Genomic DNA, 15,843 nt, shown 5'->3' with positions numbered 1-15,843 from the left:
TTATGGAAAATAATCAAAATACTGAAGTTGAGTACACTTTAGCTGGCAACATGGGCAATACGATTGGTCAATTATCTCTGCAAATTGCTAATTTGCAAGTTACTATTCGTCATCAAAATGATGAAATTACTAACTACAAAGCTCAAAATGCTGAATTGAAGCACCAGCTTGAAAAATTGAGAGGACGTGATGCACAACATGACAAACGATCAATTAGTATTACAGGTCAACAAGATAAACATTAGCCCTGATAAAACTTACGTTAAGTACAATCAAAATGAACGTGGAAAAGTTCTTGATGTAACTGTAATTGATAATGACGGTATCAATGCTTATGATTTAACCAACAAAAAAATTAGATTCGTTGATGATAAGGAAAATAACAAATTAATTGTCGACGATGAAGCGGACAATCCTAACAGATTTACTAGAACGAACGACTCTCAAGGCAAATTTTCCTATACTTTAAATGATCTAGCTTATCAAAGATCAGGTATAGCAAGATTCGAAATTTATACCGACGCTGATCATATTGACGCTACTTCAAACTTTGAAATTCAGATTGAAAATATGACTTCAACAGTTGTAGCTAATGAATCATATATTTCTAGTCTTGAAGGACTTGTAGCACACCATCGTAGTACGATTGATACGACTGAAACGGAAACTAATCAATTAATTGATAGCTTAAACAAACAGATTGCACAGGCTATTTCTGATGGCAATAAGAGCGTCGCAGATGAAGTCTCTTCGATTAAAGAGATTATTCAGCAGATGCAAACTGAATATAAGTCTAAATCTGATGCACTTGCTAAGCTCACTAGCGATTGGCAAACTCAAACGCAAACAATTCAAAATAGCGCAGATGATCAATTAAAGCAGATCAATGAGAATGCTAATTCTGAAATTGATAAATTAAAGCAAGATGCAGATGATCAGTTAAAGACTAATCAAGAGAATGCAATAGCTGCACTTACTAAGATCAATCAAGATGCTGCCGATCAATTAAAATCTAATCAAACTGCTAATGATGCTGAGATTAATAGCGTTAAACAGCAATTATCTGATGAATTAGCAAAAGTTGAGACTGATAAGGCTACTGCTATTAAAGGTGTTACTGATGCTCGTGATAAGACTATTCAAGACGCTACTGATAAGCTGACAGCTAAGCTACAAAGCGTGCAAGCTGATTATGATTCCTGGAAGACTTCCACAGTGAGTGACTTCCAAGCAAAACTTGATAAGTTAACTCAGCAATTAAATACTGATGAAACTGATCAAGCAAGCCTGAGACAAGCAATTGATTCTGCCAAGGAAACAGTAAGCAAGCTTCATGATGTTGATTTTACAGTTTATGCTCATAAATCAGATTTGGAAAACTACTACACCAAGACTGAAACGGATGCTAAATTGGCTGAAGCTGGCAAGGTCAAGACTGTCAACGGCATTCAACCGGATAGTGTAGGTAATATTGCCATTCCAGCTCCTGATTTATCAGGGTTAGAAACAAAAGCCGATGCTAAAACTGCTAACGATACATTAGATAAGAAGATTAGTGACAATACAGTTGCCATTAGGAAGAATAGTGATGCTATTGCTACTAAGGCTAATGCATCAGATGTTTATACCAAAGCAGAACTTGATCCTAAACTGGCTGATGCTGGCAAGGTCAAGACAGTTAATAATGTTCAACCTGATAGTTCAGGTAACATTACTATTCCAGCTCCTGATTTATCAGGGTTAGAAACAAAAGCCGATGCTAAAAAAGCCTTAGATGCTAAGGCTGATAAAACAGATTTAGATAGCAAAGCCGATAAGACTGATGTAAATAACTTGCAAAATAAGGTTACCAGCCAAGAAATAGAAATTGCAGATCTTAAGAAGTCCGGTACAAAACTCGTTGGAGTAACTCAAGCACAATATGATCAACTGGTTAAGGACGGCAAAGTACAACAAAATGTTATCTACGCGCTATCAAATAGCTAGGAGGTGGTGTAATGCTAACTGTTAACGGTAAAAATGTCGATTATGTAATGATTAACAATAGTTGCTTTAAGTATAAGCTCGATTGGTTGGATAAAAATCAAACGGGTGCAGCAAAACAAAACGCAATTTATCGTGGTAAGAAATTAGGTGTTCTTACAGATGATATGAGTTTAAACATCAAGTCTGGTAATTTTGATGATTTTTGTATCGGTGATTATTTCACTATTGGTCAAAATCAATACACAATTGCAGGAATCAATTACAAAATTGATGATGATAACCCAACTTTAAATAATCACTTGGTACTTTTAACGAGTGCAGACAGTCAAAAGTATCAAATGAACCCAACGGCTACTACTGAAGGCGGTTTTGTAGGTAGTGACTTCTTTAAAAACTCGTTGCCTACAATCGTTGATCGGCTAGAAAAAGACTTTGGGGACCATCTTTTAAGCTTCAATGAAAAGCTAACTGACAAGGTTGAAGACGGTGTGCCCACTCACATGAGCGATTATACAGTTAAAGCATGTATGTGTAGTTCAAAGATGATATCTGGTAGTGCGCACGGTAGCACTGATAGCGGTAAAATTTATAACTCTGGTAATGATAATCAGTTACCAATTTATAAATTAAGACCAAATTTAGCTACTGGTAATGCCAACTGGTATTGGTTGAGAGATGTAACTAATGCTACTGATTTTGCGCTAATTAATACCTCGGGCAAAATTGTTTGGGACGATCTCCCTAACCATACCAGTTGGTACAGTGCGTACTATAAAAATCAAATGAGAGCATATTTTTTAATTAATTAGGAAGAAAGTTTTTTTAATAAGAAAGGAAAATAAAATGACAGAAACAGAAAACACTCAATCAACTGAAACAAAGTCTGATCAAGTTACAGACTTGAAGCCAAAATGGTTAATTGAATATGAAAAACTACAAAAGATTGTGGCACAAGACCCTACTCTTCAAATTGTTTTTAAATCTGATCGTGATGACAATTGTGTACCACAGCTTTCAACTAAAAAGATGACTACTGATAATTATCCGTTAGTAGTTGAAGCTCCAATTGGATTTTGGGCACCACAACGTGATTGGGGCAAAGGCAAGTGGATTGAAACTGCAAATATTCAACAAGGAAAAGAAATTGAAGATTTAAAGAAACAAGTATCTGAATTATCAAAGACCACTGAAACGGTGCAAACTCAACAAAAGAATCAAAATGTTGAATCTGCTCAAAGCTCTCAATTGATGATGATGGTTACTAAACAATTAGGAATCATGAACACTAAGATTGATAACTTAGCTGATAAAATCGCCCCTGCTAAGCCTACCAAAACAACTACACCATCAACAGAAGGAGGTGCACAATAATGTTTAGCATTTACAAGTTTATGTACGATAACGGTATGTGTGATAAAAGTTATCTTTGGTCTTGCGTGCCGGATGCTGGATTGTCAAAAGTGGAATACGATCAAATCGTAGGTGATAGCAATGAAAGAGAAGCTCAACCAACTGCGTAAAATCAACCACCCACAACATGCTATTTTGGCCGTTGCTATGATTGGTATTGGCTTAATTCTCGTATGTAATGACTATTATTTCTTTTGGCCTCCGTTTGCCGTTGGATTTTTAAACGATGACTTAACAGGAGGCATTTTTATTGCGGTAGGAGTTTGGCTATTTAGCTGGGCAATTAGTAATAAAAACAAGATAGCTACTAATCGCAACTTACTAGTTATTACAGCCGGTTTATTAGCGTTTGAATCAGTGTCAGAGTTTATTCATGGCTCTATTTCAGGACAACCGCACATGATTATGGCCGGCTTCTTGGAAATAATTGTATTATTGTTTGATTTTTTGATTATTTCAAAAAGTAAAAAGCATAATTATTAAAGTGAGGTGGTGCTTTATTAATGATTTAGTTAAGGCACTGCCTTATTTAGCTAGTATTTCGGCCTTCTTAATTGCTATCTGGAAGTGGGTATTTGACGCTTTGAAAGAAGAAAGAGACCACTATCAGGAAAAATGCGAGAAACAAGAAGGCGTAATAGATGATTTAAAGCAAAAGAATTTGGATTTGCAGCAGAAGATTGATGAACAAAAGTTTTTAATTGATCAGTATGTTAAGCGAATGCCAAAAAATGAAGATGGAGGCAAAGATGTCAGTTAGTGATTACATTCAATTAGGATTTTTATTATCTTGGATTTTTTGTTTAGTTGGTTTGAGTATTTTGGCGCACATTCACTTTAAGAACCAAAAAGCTGAAAAGTATCGTTTAGCTGCTCTTAATGCAATGAAAAAGTGGGTAGCTTATTATGATAAACAAGACCTTGATAATCCTCAAAAAGCTAATGGTGCTCTTAATGATGCTGTAGTGGAACTTAATCATAAAGGCTATAACATTTCAGATCAGCAAATTAAGGATTTGGAAGCTTTGAGAGAATTAGTATTATCTAATTTGCGTCTTAAACAAGCACAAGCAGGTTTAAATGATGATGAGGATATTCACACGGAAGTTGCTCAAAACGTCCCAGCCGGTGAAGTTTTAAAGCCAACCGAGCCTGTTAATGGCGGAGTAGTTAAAACTGATCAGACTTTAATTGCGGGTGAACAAAATGGCAACTAGAGAATATTTAGTTGATGTAGCAATTTACCAGGGAAAATCAGTTGCTAGATTTGCTAATACTGGTGCTAAAGGTGTGATTGTCAAAGGAACAGAAGGAACTTGGTATCGTAACCCGATTGCGGTAGACCAAGTTAAATCAGCTCATCACAATCATCTTTACGTCCATATGTACCACTTTGCTAACTTTGGTAATTCTGTTGCTAGAGCAAAACAAGAAGCAAAATTCGCTCTTGCTGAAGCTAAGCATTTGAATATTTCTAAGAAGAGATACATTTGCCTAGATTGGGAAGCAAGCTCTACCAACACTGTTATTAATGGTTGGTCATCAAACACGAGAGCTATTTTGGCTTTCATGAATATAATTGAAGAAGCTGGCTATAAGTGCTTGCTTTATTCCGGTGCAAGCCTTATGCGTAATAATATTCAAACGAGTGCCGTAATTAATAAATTTGGTGCTTGTTTGTGGGTAGCATCATACGCTACTTCGGGTAGAATTGATGAACCTAACTTCAATTACTTTCCATCAATGAACGGCGTAGCATTGTGGCAATTTACTGATAATTGGCACGGCCTTAATGTAGACGGTAATATATCATTAATCGACTTACATGCAGAAAAAAAGGCTCAACATCAAGCGGTTAAGCCTAAACCTGCAGAAAAAACTGCAGCAAAAATTCCTAAAAAGGTATTTATTCCAGTGATTAACAATAATCCAAAATACATGGTAAGATTGTTAGACAGTGCCGGTCATTATCAGGCACAATACATTCCTACTAATTCTAATTGGAAAGTGTGGGAAACAAAAACAATTAAAAAAATGAAATGCTACAGAATTGGTACCGACAAACAGTGGGTACCGGCTAAATTCTGCAAAGGATAAAAAGAAGGAAGTGAAAAACTCCTCTCTAAATCTGTCAAGAAAGCCACCTGGGAGGAAAACTCCTGGGTGGCTTTTTTGTTGTTTTTTAGTCGAAAATATACTGTTGAGAGCGCAATTCTACGGCGCTTAAAAATATTTTAGGTGGTTAATTGTATTTAAATGTTAACTTTCAAAAACAAAAAAATAGTTCAAAGTTGGCGCTTTGAACTACTAACATAAAATATAAGTTATTCGAATTTTTGGCACATTTATTTTAACATAAAAAAGCATTATTTCTGATTAGGAAACAATGCTTTGAATTTTTTATGTTAAACTAGTTTAATAGTAAAGAAAAATCGTTCATAGCATAAAGCTACAAACGATTTAACGTTTTAGGTTGATAATAGCATTTAGCAGAAAATCTACAGAATACTTAGCTAAACTAATGTAACTTAATGTGACTTTTCAAAATAAAAAATGCTATAAATCAATCATTATGAGGTAGTGTAATTGGTATTTATATTGATATCAAAGGCAAGTAATCATGGCTAAGAATAAACAAAAAAGTTCTGTTAGTTCAATTGTAATCAGAGTTTTAGCCGTCATTTTATTGATCGTTGGTGTAGTTTTGATTTTCAATAAACCAATTGGCAATCAAATGATTAGCCACAATCAACGAACTGCTCTAACTGGTTTAACTAGAAAAAAAGTTGAGCAAAATCAAAAGAAAAAGGGCATGTATGACTTTAAGAAAGTCAAATCAATTGGCATAGGTCAAGCCACGAGGTCGCAAATAAGTAAGACTTCAGGTGCGATTGGTGCTTTGGCAATTCCTGATGTGAATATGCATTTACCTATTATGTTGGGGATGTCCGATGATGCGATGTCGACTGGTGGCGGAACGATGCGTGCTGATCAAGTGATGGGTAAAGGAAATTATCCTCTTGCTGGTCACTATATGACCGCTAAAGGCATACTATTTTCACCACTAGAAGATGTTAAAAAGGGTGAACTGATTTATTTAACTAACTTAAAGAAGGTTTACGTTTATCGAATTTATATGAAGAAGATAGTTGATCCTTCAGCAGTTTGGTTAGTAAATAATACCCCACAAAATATCGTTACTTTGATTACCTGTGCCGATGGGGGTAAAAATCGCTGGGCAATCCGCGGCAATTTGATTAAAACCGAAAAAGCCACAGACAATAATTTGAAGGTCTTTAATTTGAAATAATTGTCTGACTTTGATCAGTTTGGTATTTGCGTTAAAATTATTAATAGATTTGCAAGAAAGACACTCGCTTGTGAGTGCCTTTTAGTTTTGATGAGGGTGTTTTACGGTAATGAAATGGCAACAGAGAACGGCTGAAGATTTAGATTCCAGTTTGGTAGAAAAATATCAACTAAGTCCAATTGCGGCAAAACTTTTTGCTTTACGTGGTATTGATACTGATGAAAAACTTGATTTTTGGTTTAATGCGACTGAAGAAAACTTAGCTGATCCTGCATTGATGCATGATATGGAAAAAGCCATTGATCGAATCAATCAGGCAATCGATGATGGTGAAAAAATTACGATTTATGGCGACTATGATGCTGATGGGATTACTGCCACAACGATTATGACAGAAACATTGAGCATTTTAGGTGCGGATGTGCATTACTTCATTCCTGATCGTTTTAAGGACGGCTATGGTCCTAATATTGACCGTTATCACGATATTGTGGCAGATGGTACCAAACTAATCATTACTGTAGATAATGGTGTTACAGGCGTTGATGAAGTTAAATATGCTAAAGAACATGGTGTAGATACAATCGTGACTGACCACCACACTTTCCAAGAACAAAAGCCTGATGCTTATGTGATTGTTCACTGTAATTATCCTGGTCAAAAATATCCTTTTGATGATTATTGCGGCGCAGGTGTAGCTTATACAATCTGCCGCGGATTAATGCAAGATACGATGCCTGAGTTACTTGATTTAGCTATGATTGGTACAATTGGCGACATGGTTAAAGTAACCGGAGAAGGCCATATTATCGTTAAAAGAGGTTTAGAGGTACTTAATCAAACTGAACGCCCAGGGTTGCGTGCTCTTATTAAAAATGCTGGTTTAACTATGGGGTCAATCAATGAAACTGACGTAGGTTTTAATATTGCTCCTCGTTTAAACGCAGTAGGTCGTTTGGCTAATGCTAATCTTGCAGTTGAATTGTTGCTAAGTGATGATGATATTGAAGCGCAAAAAATTGCTGATCAAATTGAAGATTTGAATAATAAGCGTAAGGAATTAACAACGCAGGTTTACGACAAATGCATGGCATTAATTCGTGAAAATAGTTGGCAAAAGCAAAATACACTGGTTTTATACGATCCAGATTTTCATGAAGGCGTCTTGGGTTTAGTGGCTAATAAAATCGTCGAAAAGACGCATAAGCCTACGATTGTTTTGACGAAAAATCATGCTGGCGAAATTAAGGGATCAGGTAGATCAATTACCGGCTTTAATTTATTCGATGCGCTTAATCCGCTAAAGGAAGAATTATTTACTAAATTTGGTGGACACGATTTTGCTTGTGGTTTATCAATGACAGAAGACAAAATTAGTGCTTTAAGAGAAAAGCTTGAGAGTGGTTTTCATGTTGAAGGTGGACTTGAAACTAAGGAATATGACATGGAATTGCCTTTGCAAGGTTTATCGCCACAGGCCTTAGCGCAAATTAATCAAGTAGGTCCTTTTGGAACTGGGGATGCACAACCAATTTTTAGTGTCTCCAACCCAACAATTACGCAATTCTTTAAGATCGGTAAAGAAAAGAATCACGTTAAGTTTAATGTTGCCAAAAAGGGAGGAAGTTTAGCCGTTATCGGTTTTAATAAAGACTTTTTAAATAATAATTTGTTGCCGTTTATTGCCAAAGTCTTTGTCCAATTGTCACTCAATACTTATCGTAATAAGGTATCGCTCCAAGGTATCATTGAAGGAATTGAATTTGCTTCTCCTAAGTTAGCTGTTCCTACCACTGTTATTGACTTACGTCAGGAAAAGCTGGTCATGGGTTTTGCTGATCGCTATTTGCTTTTTGATAAAAAGAACATTCCAATTGTTAGAAATAGACTGCAAGTCAGTGATGATAAGATTAGCTTAGTAAAAGATTATGATAAATCTGGTGAAACGGTTGCTTTACTTGATGTGCCTCATAATCAAATTGAGTTGAATACAGCGCTAGAAAAGAATTACCAACAAATCTATTTACGCTTTTTACTTGATCAATTACCAGTAGAGCAAATTCCTGCTAAAAGTTATTTTGGTAAAGTTTTGAAATATATCTATAGGCATCCGACATTGAGTCCAGACGATTATCGAACTGTAGCACCATATCTGGGTTTGGATTATGATAGCGTGTTGTTCATTTTACGCGTCTTCTTTGAATTAGGTTTTGTTAAGCTAGAAGATGGTAAATTAATAGGTAAACAAAATCCTAAGAAACAGCCTTTGACAGCATCCAAGTATTTGCGAGCAACTGAGTCTCAGATTAAGTTTGTTGATCAATTAAGAACGATGCCAACTCAGCAAATCATTACATATGTTAATAATTTTATGAATAATTAGATAAATATCAAGATTTTGATGCTTTTACTCTGAAAATCTGTTAAAATATACAAGTTAAAAGTGTTTGAATACAAACGCAAAGATTTTTGGAGGTTTTTCTTCTTATGGCAATTGATTTTAGTAAGTATATTGCAAGCGTTAAGGACTTCCCTAATAAGGGAATTGTGTTCCGCGACATTACACCAGTCTTGCAAGATGGCGATTTATACCGTGCTGCTACACATGAATTAGCAGAATACGCAAAGAGCAAAAATGCAGATGTAATCGTTGGACCAGAAGCACGTGGCTTTATCGTTGGCTGTCCTGTAGCAAATGAATTGGGTATTGGCTTTGTTCCAGCAAGAAAGCCTCACAAGTTGCCTAGAGAAGTTGAACGTGCTTCATACGACTTGGAATATGGTTCAAACAGCTTGGAAATGCACAAGGATGCAATTAAGCCAGGCCAAAGAGTAGTTGTATGTGACGACTTAATGGCTACTGCTGGTACTTTAAGAGCTTCTAAGGAATTAATTGAAAACCTTGGTGGTAAACTTGTAGGTGCAGCATTCTATATTGAGTTACCTGACTTAAAGGGTAGAGAAAAGTTGCCAGACGTTGATATTTACTCATTGGTACAATATCACGGTGCTTAAAAAGTAAATAAATTGAAAGACCTAATGTGTGAGCATTAGGTCTTTTTTATTTTATTTTGTTCTTGTAAAATTATGAGTTAAGTATGAAAATAAAAGCATATGAAAAGCAATACTTCGATCAACTGGGCATGGTGATGGATAAAGCTAGAATGCAAGAACTTAAGAGTGAAAATTTAGAGCAAGTTTTTGTGGCGTTTAGGGATACACCGTATTTGGATTATTTAATGTCTTGCAAAATTTTTCTAGCTTTTGAAGATGAAAAATTAGTAGGCTTTATTGGTTTTAAACCTGGAAAAATAGAATTTATTTATGTTGATCCTGATAAACAAGGTAGAGGGATAGCTACCATGTTAATGGAGAAAGCACTAAATGAGTTGAAACGTCCAATAAAACTTGAGGTATTTACTAATAATAAACAGGCAAAGTCTTTGTATAAAAAATTTGGCTTTAAAACTATTAAAACAGTAACTGAGAAGTGGTCAGATGAATATCCTGTTCTTTTTTCAGAAGACACGATGGAACTAGAATAAAGGGGATATAGATGAATTTTTGGATAAAAAGGACTATCAAAGCCATTGCAATTTGGGTGATCTTAATGATGATTTATTTCACCTTAGATTTGTGGTTTAACTTAAATATACCCATTATTTAAACTATCTTTGGTGTTGATCTAGTAACTAATAGTGAGACAGGCAGGTCAATAATAATGACGTCAATCTTTCCAAATTGGATCATTAGCTTACTATGTTTTGTCGCTTTATATGTAAGTGCAGGATTGTTTTTGAAAAGGACTAATAAATACAAGTAAAATAAATATCATTATGTGTTGCACTAGTAATTAAAGATAGTTATACTAATGAGTATAACGCTTAATAATAGCGTGAAATCAACAGAAATAAAATAATACCCCCGAAGGAAATTTCTTTCAGGGGTATTTATTTTGACTTATTTACTGGTTAACTTAAATTTAGTCCATGGTTTAATGAAATCGAGTAAGAACAATTCATCCTTAGCAATTCTACCAATTTTATTCTTTCTAGGTTCCTTATGTGGTTTTAGTACAATTTGCAACTCATTCTTGTAGATGCCAAAATTGTCATTACCAATTAAAACATCACCACGTTGAAATTCTTCACTATTATCGTGAAGTGGGTTAGGAATATTCTTATAAGTTACACGAGGCATGGTTGAACGAATTACGATTTCATTCATATCACCACGACGGAAATGCTGTGGCTTTTCAACGATCGTTTTTTCAATATCACTAATTTGCTTTACGTAGTCAACATGAAGCATTAATTGATAACGATTTACTTGCGATAAAGCCTTTAATTCTTCTTCACTAGCATAAGCATTACCGATAATTACATCATCAATTAAACCAGAGGCAAAAAGATGCATTGCTTGAACATCAATAGGCAAGTCACGATCTTGTTCAAGAGTTGGCAAACCATCCTCAACGTTCCATGGGCCAATTTTTCCTACTTGACTAGAAACAAACGCTGCAGTGTGAATACCAAATTTCTTGAATCGTTCACTACATTCGATAAAGAAATCGTAAGGAAGAGCGGTACCACGTTGAGGATAGAAGTTGTGGCAGCCATAGATGAAAGGTGTATTTGCCTGGTAAGAAATAATGTTATTTAAGTAGTCAACATTATTACTCATGTTTAATTCGATGATCAAGCCGTATGAATTGTAGGAGAGCATGGCTTCAGTTGCACCGTCAAATGCTTGGTCTAATCGAATTCCAGCCGCGCCAGCTTCTGCAAAGAATTTTAAGTCGGAGTAGTCGATACCAAGTTGATCAAATAATTGAGGAGAAACATCAAGGAAAGTTTGATAACCAAGTTTATTTCCATATTCAATGATTTTCTTATACTTAGCTTGAGTTTCTGCCGGGCTACCTTGTACTTCAAGCATACTCATAAAAATACGTGAGAAACCATATTTATGACCAAGTTCTAAGTATTTGGCATTATCTTCGAAGCTACTGTGATCTGGATAAATGGATAGACCTAAGGACCTCATTGTCATTTTAAATACCTATTTCCGTTAATATGTGTCTATACCAATTATAATTGATTACAGTAAAAAGGTCTAGCCCAATAATCTATGCAAAAGAAAAGGATGAATCATAAAGATCCATCCATAATGAAATGATTTCAGTAATTTTTGGGAATTTTATTCTTCATTAAACAAAGCAGTTGAAAGGTAACGGTCACCGCCATCCGGACTTACAGTTACAACAGTGTGGCCCTTGCCAAGCTTCTTAACTAATTCAATAGCACCATGAATGTTGGCACCAGCAGAGATGCCAGGTGAGAAGCCTTCGTTCTTAGCAACTTCACAAGCGGTGTCCATTGCTTCATCAGTTGAAACTTCAACAATGCCATCGTAAACGTTCTTGTCCAAGTTGTTTGGAATAAAGCCTGCAGCAATACCTTGAATACCGTGCTTACCAGTCTTACCTTCCTTTAATAAAGGAGCTTCACTAGGTTCCAATGCATAAACCTTAGTGTTAGGATCTTCCTTCTTCAAAGCACGACCAATACCTGAAAGAGTACCACCAGTACCAACACCGACAACGAAGGCGTCGACAGATTTGCCAATACCATTCATTGCGGCGATGATTTCTGGACCAGTAGTTGATTCATGAATATTAGGGTTCTCAGGGTTATCGAATTGCATTGGCATGTAGTAACCCTTTTCCTTAACTAATTCTTTAGCCTTGGCAATTAAACCTTTCATGCCTTCAGAGCCTGGTGTCAAAATAAGTTCAGCACCGTAGCCCTTCATTAACTTACGACGTTCTACACTCATAGTTTCTGGCATAACAATGATAATGTGGTAGCCCTTTGCTGCTGCAACCATTGCTAAACCGATACCGGTGTTACCTGAAGTTGGTTCGATAATAGTGCCGCCTGGCTTCAAGTTGCCATCACGTTCTGACTTTTCAACCATTGCTAAGGCAATACGGTCCTTGATTGAACCTGCTGGGTTTTCAAATTCAAGCTTTACGTAAACATCGACTGCATCTTCCAGAACAACGCGATTCAACTTCAATAATGGTGTGTTACCAATCAATTCTGTAACTGAATTATAAATTGTACTCTTTTTTTCCTCTTAATTTAAAACTAATTTGCTTTTTTCAACTTGTTTAAGCCAATTGTTAAAAAATGTCTTTTGTGTATCTTTCCACTGGAAGAGTGGAGAAGTCATTGAATAATTTTCTGGCTTTTTATAATGATGATCAGGATGTGCCGCAATTACTCTTCGGTATTCGTCCCTTAAGCCATTTCTACCATACTCGATATGAGAAAAGATAAAGTTTTGTTCAGGCTTTTCTTTTGATGAAACCATGAACAGGTGACCATTATCATCCACAGAGTTGATGACTAAGCGTGGATCTTGCATGATCCGTTCTTTATCCATTTCTGCATAGCGAGCATGTGGAGCGATAAATCCTTGGCTAAGCCCATTTAATAAGGGATGTGGTTCGATTATTAAATGAGGAAAGATGCCAAAAATCTTTTCTGCTAAAATTCTCTTCTTAATGCCATAAAAGTAGTTCATAGCAGCAATTGCACCCCAACAGAAGTACAATTGCTGCTTTCTTTGTCTGTCTAATTTTTGAAGTAAACATCTTTAAAGGCAAGATGATCGATTGGGGCACCCGTAATAATGAAGCCATCAAATTCATTGATTCGTGAAATATCTAGTGGCTCTGAAGTTGCGGCTACCTCAGCAGGAACAGGTCGATTTTGATAATGAGAGCGTGGATATAAAAACGTTAACTCTGCGTTGGGCAAAACTTTATAGAAACGTTTTTGTGTATCTATCTTATCATGCATCAAATTAAGTATGCCTATTTTTACCTTAACCAAGTTTTAACTTCCTTACTTATTAAAAGTTAAGTCAACTATACAACTTATAAAAAATAAGTAAAGCAAAAAGTAAAAGAAAAACTGACAAATTTTTGTCAGTTTCAAAATCGTTTTAAAAGATTGGTGAAAGTAATCTGGAGAAGTATTGTTTAAACTTTAACCAAGATGATTGTTTAGCAAAATAGTCATTAGTTAAAAGAGTACATTGCTCTAGATCTTTTTCAAAAATCTCTTTTAATTCTTTTGTTAAGGCTGGATTGTAGTTAAATGAATTAACTTCGAAGTTCAAAGTATAACTACGGAAATCTTGGTTGGCAGAACCAACAGAAGAAATATTTGAGCCACTAACCATAGTTTTTGCATGGATAAAGCCATCGTTGTACTTGTAAACTTTAACGCCGTGTGCAACTAAATATTTGGCATAATACTCGGTTGCGCGATAAACAAATGGGTGATCGGGCATGCATGGAATCATGATTCTTACATCAACGCCACTTTTTGCGGCAATAATTAGTGATTCTAAAATTGAGTCTTCTGGGATAAGATAAGGAGTTTGAATATAAACGTATTCTTTTGCTCCAGCAATTATTCCTTCATAGCCACGGCGAATACCATAACGTTGATTATCAGGTCCGGATGAAACAATCTGCATAGCTACGTTATCATCTTTATCAAAGTCTTTTCGATCAATGGTGAAGTCTCTAAGCTCGCTTAGTTCGAATTTAGGTAAATTAGTTCTTCTAGTTGAAGTGTTCCAATCCATTGCAAAACGAACTTCCATCAAGATAGGAGATTGGCCCACAACACGAAGGTGAGTATCACGCCAGTGACCAAATTTCTTAGATTGGTTAACGTATTGATCACCGATATTAAAACCACCAATGTAGCCGATCTTATGGTCAACAACTACTAATTTGCGGTGAAGGTGATAGTTCAAACGAGGAGTAGTAAACCAGTATTTTTTTGAAGTAGAAATAAATGGCTGGGCTTGACCACCCAATTCTCTTAAGTGATCAAAAAAGGCTGGCTTAGTACCGCGTGAACCTGAAGTATCATATACTACTCGAACTTTGGCACCATTTTTAGCTGCCTGTTCAAGAGCGGCTAAAACGCGATGTCCCAATTTATCTGCGTAGAAAGTATAAAATTCTAAACTGACAGACTCTTTAGCATTTTTGATGTCTTCAATCATTTGGTCAAAAAGTTCAGGTCCATCAATGTAAACCTTAACGTGGTTGGCAAAAGTTAAGATGGCATCGTCATTGTTTAAGTTCAGCTCGGTTAGCATTCTAGCTCGCGGTACACGTTCTTTTCTAGGCAAAAGATCATATTCTTCTAGCATTTTCTTTTGCTGATTTAAATAATGATTTCGTGTTTCTTTTTGTTCTTCTTGAATGGCAAAAATTTCATCTTGTGATAATTGGCGTCCAAAGAATAGGTAAAGAATAAAACCAATACCAGGTAGAATTGTCAAAACGAGCATCCAAGCCCAAGTTGAAACTACGCTTCGACGACTTCTGAAGACTGTCCATACGGCGAAGATGACGTTGATTATCCAGAGAACTTCTAACGTTCGCCTTATAATGTCCCATGTTAAAATCATTATTTTGTGCTCCCCCTTTGAATAGTTTCAATTAATAATTTTAGCAGATTTAATTCAAAAAATAGTTTAAATTTATTGATCTCTGATAAAATAAAAGTGAAAGCAAAAAACGGATTAAACGGGGGTAGAGAACGATGAGAAAGAGAATAGTTTATCTTGCTGGGTTGGCATTGATGGCACTAGGATTAGGTGCGGCAAGTAACGTGCAACCAGTTAATGCAACAATTGCTGATCCAATTCAAACAGGTAAGAAATTAAATTTAACTAGAAGTACATATGTTTACAACAAGCGCGGTGTTAGAGTGGGTCGTTTAAAGAAGGGTAACATGTGCAAGATCCACGTTATCAAAGTAATCAACGGCGACACTTACGTTAAGATTGGCAAGAACAGGTTCGTAAAACAAGAAGCATTTTTACCATATGTTAAGTCTGCTCGAGTAGAAAACATCATCAAGAAGACTTCATATATCTATGATGAAAATGGTGAAAAAATTCCAGGCAAGTTTGTCAAGCGTGGTACCAAAGTAGACTATTTAGGTCATAAGGAAATTAATGAAAAGCCATTTATTCAAATTGGTGATGGTGAATACGTTAAGGCATTTAATGTTTTAACTATTATGATTAATAACTAA

17 protein-coding genes and 1 pseudogene are annotated in these 15,843 nt (G+C 35.7%); 14 read left to right on the top strand and 4 right to left on the bottom strand.

The genetic code is table 11. The annotated features are described in order from the left end of the window. Positions 1-2: 2 nt before the first annotated feature. The 13 genes from JCM1039_RS05115 to JCM1039_RS05055 all read left to right on the top strand — a co-directional run bounded on the left by JCM1039_RS05115 (position 3) and on the right by JCM1039_RS05055 (position 10,251). On the top strand, positions 3-245 hold the full coding sequence (locus JCM1039_RS05115) for a hypothetical protein (RefSeq protein WP_025014914.1): 243 nt from the start codon (positions 3-5) through the stop codon (positions 243-245). Then, the gene (locus JCM1039_RS05110) at positions 199-1,986 is read left to right on the top strand and encodes a hypothetical protein (protein ID WP_025014913.1); all 1,788 of its coding nucleotides are present in this window, start codon (positions 199-201) and stop codon (positions 1,984-1,986) included. The genes JCM1039_RS05115 and JCM1039_RS05110 overlap by 47 nt, the downstream gene beginning before the upstream one ends. 11 nt (positions 1,987-1,997) lie before the next feature. Then, complete coding sequence (locus JCM1039_RS05105; protein WP_025014912.1) at positions 1,998-2,795, top strand: hypothetical protein; 798 nt, start codon at positions 1,998-2,000, stop codon at positions 2,793-2,795. Positions 2,796-2,829: 34 nt separating this feature from the next. Next, positions 2,830-3,357, top strand: coding sequence for a hypothetical protein (locus JCM1039_RS05100; RefSeq protein ID WP_025014911.1), 528 nt, complete (start codon positions 2,830-2,832; stop codon positions 3,355-3,357). After that, positions 3,357-3,506, top strand: coding sequence for an XkdX family protein (locus tag JCM1039_RS12160; protein ID WP_155831121.1), 150 nt, complete (start codon positions 3,357-3,359; stop codon positions 3,504-3,506). Before JCM1039_RS05100 ends, JCM1039_RS12160 begins: the two co-directional genes overlap by 1 nt. Then, positions 3,478-3,879: a hypothetical protein gene (locus JCM1039_RS05090; RefSeq protein WP_025014910.1), complete on the top strand. Its 402-nt coding sequence runs from the start codon at positions 3,478-3,480 to the stop codon at positions 3,877-3,879. Before JCM1039_RS12160 ends, JCM1039_RS05090 begins: the two co-directional genes overlap by 29 nt. Position 3,880: 1 nt before the next feature. Then, positions 3,881-4,156 carry a hypothetical protein gene (locus tag JCM1039_RS05085; RefSeq protein ID WP_025014909.1) on the top strand — a complete coding sequence of 92 codons (276 nt, stop codon included), beginning with the start codon at positions 3,881-3,883 and terminating at the stop codon, positions 4,154-4,156. Next, positions 4,146-4,613, top strand: coding sequence for a hypothetical protein (locus tag JCM1039_RS05080; protein WP_025014908.1), 468 nt, complete (start codon positions 4,146-4,148; stop codon positions 4,611-4,613). The genes JCM1039_RS05085 and JCM1039_RS05080 overlap by 11 nt, the downstream gene beginning before the upstream one ends. After that, on the top strand, positions 4,603-5,493 hold the full coding sequence (locus tag JCM1039_RS05075; RefSeq protein WP_025014907.1) for a GH25 family lysozyme: 891 nt from the start codon (positions 4,603-4,605) through the stop codon (positions 5,491-5,493). The genes JCM1039_RS05080 and JCM1039_RS05075 overlap by 11 nt, the downstream gene beginning before the upstream one ends. 523 nt (positions 5,494-6,016) lie before the next feature. Beyond that, complete coding sequence (locus JCM1039_RS05070) at positions 6,017-6,706, top strand: class A sortase (RefSeq protein ID WP_025014906.1); 690 nt, start codon at positions 6,017-6,019, stop codon at positions 6,704-6,706. A 109-nt stretch (positions 6,707-6,815) separates the two neighbouring features. Then, positions 6,816-9,089, top strand: a complete 2,274-nt coding sequence (recJ, locus tag JCM1039_RS05065) for a single-stranded-DNA-specific exonuclease RecJ (RefSeq protein ID WP_025014905.1) — start codon at positions 6,816-6,818, stop codon at positions 9,087-9,089. 104 nt (positions 9,090-9,193) lie between these two features. Continuing rightward, positions 9,194-9,721 (top strand): adenine phosphoribosyltransferase, encoded by a 528-nt coding sequence (locus JCM1039_RS05060; RefSeq protein ID WP_025014904.1) that lies wholly within the window; start codon positions 9,194-9,196, stop codon positions 9,719-9,721. An 83-nt stretch (positions 9,722-9,804) separates the two neighbouring features. Beyond that, positions 9,805-10,251 carry a GNAT family N-acetyltransferase gene (locus tag JCM1039_RS05055; RefSeq protein ID WP_025014903.1) on the top strand — a complete coding sequence of 149 codons (447 nt, stop codon included), beginning with the start codon at positions 9,805-9,807 and terminating at the stop codon, positions 10,249-10,251. A gap of 415 nt (positions 10,252-10,666) precedes the next feature. Here the strand turns inward: JCM1039_RS05055 and JCM1039_RS05050 are convergent, their stop codons facing one another. From JCM1039_RS05050 to cls, 4 genes and pseudogenes are all read right to left on the bottom strand, one after another. Continuing rightward, on the bottom strand, positions 10,667-11,758 hold the full coding sequence (locus JCM1039_RS05050) for a DUF871 domain-containing protein (protein WP_025014902.1): 1,092 nt from the start codon (positions 11,756-11,758) through the stop codon (positions 10,667-10,669). Between the two features lie 147 nt (positions 11,759-11,905). Further along, positions 11,906-12,829 (bottom strand): cysteine synthase A, encoded by a 924-nt coding sequence (gene cysK / locus JCM1039_RS05045; RefSeq protein ID WP_034533013.1) that lies wholly within the window; start codon positions 12,827-12,829, stop codon positions 11,906-11,908. 18 nt (positions 12,830-12,847) lie between these two features. Beyond that, positions 12,848-13,575, bottom strand: a pseudogene (locus tag JCM1039_RS10785) (homoserine O-acetyltransferase/O-succinyltransferase family protein). 145 nt (positions 13,576-13,720) lie between these two features. Then, positions 13,721-15,211, bottom strand: coding sequence for a cardiolipin synthase (cls, locus tag JCM1039_RS05035; protein WP_025014900.1), 1,491 nt, complete (start codon positions 15,209-15,211; stop codon positions 13,721-13,723). 134 nt (positions 15,212-15,345) lie between these two features. Here cls and JCM1039_RS05030 point away from each other — a divergent pair, with 134 nt between their 5' ends. Next, a complete protein-coding gene (locus tag JCM1039_RS05030) occupies positions 15,346-15,843 on the top strand; it encodes an SLAP domain-containing protein (protein WP_025014899.1) in 498 nt (165 codons plus the stop codon).

This window comes from Lactobacillus kitasatonis DSM 16761 = JCM 1039 (genome assembly GCF_000615285.1).
Classification (GTDB): Bacteria; Bacillota; Bacilli; order Lactobacillales; family Lactobacillaceae; genus Lactobacillus; species Lactobacillus kitasatonis.
Note: the sequence above shows the minus strand (reverse complement) of the source record. Positions and strands in the feature narration are given on the sequence as shown.

Coding starts and splice junctions, on each gene's coding strand:
- JCM1039_RS05115 (WP_025014914.1), top strand. CDS start 3: ATGGAAAATAATCAAAATACTGAAGTTGAGTACACTTTAGCTGGCAAC.
- JCM1039_RS05110 (WP_025014913.1), top strand. CDS start 199: ATGACAAACGATCAATTAGTATTACAGGTCAACAAGATAAACATTAGC.
- JCM1039_RS05105 (WP_025014912.1), top strand. CDS start 1,998: ATGCTAACTGTTAACGGTAAAAATGTCGATTATGTAATGATTAACAAT.
- JCM1039_RS05100 (WP_025014911.1), top strand. CDS start 2,830: ATGACAGAAACAGAAAACACTCAATCAACTGAAACAAAGTCTGATCAA.
- JCM1039_RS12160 (WP_155831121.1), top strand. CDS start 3,357: ATGTTTAGCATTTACAAGTTTATGTACGATAACGGTATGTGTGATAAA.
- JCM1039_RS05090 (WP_025014910.1), top strand. CDS start 3,478: ATGAAAGAGAAGCTCAACCAACTGCGTAAAATCAACCACCCACAACAT.
- JCM1039_RS05080 (WP_025014908.1), top strand. CDS start 4,146: ATGTCAGTTAGTGATTACATTCAATTAGGATTTTTATTATCTTGGATT.
- JCM1039_RS05075 (WP_025014907.1), top strand. CDS start 4,603: ATGGCAACTAGAGAATATTTAGTTGATGTAGCAATTTACCAGGGAAAA.
- JCM1039_RS05070 (WP_025014906.1), top strand. CDS start 6,017: ATGGCTAAGAATAAACAAAAAAGTTCTGTTAGTTCAATTGTAATCAGA.
- recJ (WP_025014905.1), top strand. CDS start 6,816: ATGAAATGGCAACAGAGAACGGCTGAAGATTTAGATTCCAGTTTGGTA.
- JCM1039_RS05060 (WP_025014904.1), top strand. CDS start 9,194: ATGGCAATTGATTTTAGTAAGTATATTGCAAGCGTTAAGGACTTCCCT.
- JCM1039_RS05055 (WP_025014903.1), top strand. CDS start 9,805: ATGAAAATAAAAGCATATGAAAAGCAATACTTCGATCAACTGGGCATG.
- JCM1039_RS05050 (WP_025014902.1), bottom strand. CDS start 11,758: ATGACAATGAGGTCCTTAGGTCTATCCATTTATCCAGATCACAGTAGC.
- cls (WP_025014900.1), bottom strand. CDS start 15,211: ATGATTTTAACATGGGACATTATAAGGCGAACGTTAGAAGTTCTCTGG.
- JCM1039_RS05030 (WP_025014899.1), top strand. CDS start 15,346: ATGAGAAAGAGAATAGTTTATCTTGCTGGGTTGGCATTGATGGCACTA.